Raw genomic sequence first — 1,040 nt, 5'->3', positions numbered from 1 at the left:
GACTGATAAAAAACATAAAGTGCTATTGCTGCAATCAGCCACCAAAATGTCTGAACTAGCTTTTTGAGGGAAACAAAAATAACCATGACTTTACTCCTTAATATATCGAACCAATTTATCCGTCAAATATATACGACTCTTTGTCTAGTTTTTAAGTTTGCGCTGCATCTTCTCCCATTCTTTGATAATCAAGTTCTCTAGGTAATCTGAAGCAGATTTAGCTTTATGATAGTCCACTAAAGCCTCTAACTTATCATAGCGCACATCACGGTGTAGTGAAAATGGGAAGCGTCCTTTTTTGTTATAACTATCTGGAGATTTTTGAGCAGCTTCTTTCTTACGTCTCACCTGCGACTGCTGTTTAGGTGGTTCTTTCTCAAAATGTTCTTTTACCTGGGCAAAGCGATTATCAGTCATTAAGCAGCCCCTCCTTCTAATACGGTCAAAATGTTGGTGTACACATACTCTATATTACCATAAAATTTCTGATGGTCTAGTTTTTGCTTCTCTGTCATGTGTTCTCTTTGTTCAAAAACACTTTGATTGATCACAAGACTCTTAGCCATCAACTCCTTTTTCTGAACAGAACCAAGGTACGCTTCGTCTTCCTGTATAACATCTAAAAACTGCTTGCAAGTATCTGTGACATTGTTTCCGTAGTATTCAATCTTATTGCCGATAATATAAGGTTCTGCAGTGACATAACTTTTCTTCGTAATCACTTCAATAGCTTCACGTTTAATAGATTCTACAAACTGTTTAAGAGCTAACCAGGCACGAAAGCCATTCGTTGACGCATCTGTTACCCCCAGGACAATATCAGAAACAGCAATAAAATTAGCGGTTACTAGACTTTTATCATTGTGGGTATCAATCAAGATTATATCAAACTGTTTGTTTAGCTCTTCGTAATGTTCGCTAAACCACATAAAGAGCTGAAGATATTTATTGTTTCGGCTGGCAAGATCTAATTGCTCATCTGTTAAACGTTCATCACCACGGATTAAACTGAGGTTATCAGTGATACGGCAAATCTCATA

2 protein-coding genes are annotated in these 1,040 nt (G+C 37.0%); both read right to left on the bottom strand.

Going from position 1 to position 1,040, the window contains the following annotated elements; translation table 11 throughout:
• Positions 1 to 144: 144 nt before the first annotated feature.
• Entirely contained in the window at positions 145 to 417 is a 273-nt protein-coding gene (locus AALA56_RS10100; RefSeq protein ID WP_369909903.1) for a hypothetical protein, read from the bottom strand.
• Positions 417 to 1,040 (bottom strand): ParA family protein (locus AALA56_RS10095; protein WP_369909902.1); only part of this gene is annotated, 624 nt, incomplete at its 5' end. The genes AALA56_RS10095 and AALA56_RS10100, both read right to left, overlap by 1 nt.

Origin of the sequence: Streptococcus hyointestinalis, assembly GCF_041225505.1 — a bacterium.
Classification (GTDB): Bacteria; Bacillota; Bacilli; order Lactobacillales; family Streptococcaceae; genus Streptococcus; species Streptococcus hyointestinalis_B.
Note: the sequence above shows the minus strand (reverse complement) of the source record. Positions and strands in the feature narration are given on the sequence as shown.

Coding starts and splice junctions, on each gene's coding strand:
- AALA56_RS10100 (WP_369909903.1), bottom strand. CDS start 417: ATGACTGATAATCGCTTTGCCCAGGTAAAAGAACATTTTGAGAAAGAA.